Source organism: Paenibacillus sp. S29, from assembly GCF_049319765.1.
GTDB lineage: Bacteria > Bacillota > Bacilli > Paenibacillales > Paenibacillaceae > Paenibacillus > Paenibacillus polymyxa_B.
The window spans coordinates 1-249 of the sequence record NZ_JBMOUI010000113.1 but is presented as its reverse complement, the minus strand read 5'-3'; the positions used below and the strand labels follow the sequence as shown (position 1 = coordinate 249).

Below are 249 nucleotides of genomic sequence, written 5' to 3'. Positions count from 1 at the left end.
CGAGAAACCCCGTCTTTTGAGACGTGGGTTTCTTTTTCTTTACATCATAAGGCTCTGGTCTCTGGAGAAACAGGGGGGTTACCCCTGTTTCTTCAGGCGATCCAGGTGAATCGCCATCTTCTTCATGTTCTGCACGGCTGCCGTCATAAGGGCTTGTTCCCTGACATTTGGAAGACCGCGCAAACGGCAATAGCGAAACCCATGGAGCTCTTTGGCATCCGCGAAGCTTCGCTCAATCGTCTCTTTTCG

General features: G+C 51.4%; 1 protein-coding gene. It reads right to left on the bottom strand.

The window, feature by feature from the left end; translation table 11 throughout:
• Positions 1-78: 78 nt before the first annotated feature.
• Positions 79-249 (bottom strand): transposase (locus ACL9RM_RS26770; protein WP_414126243.1); only part of this gene is annotated, 171 nt, incomplete at its 5' end.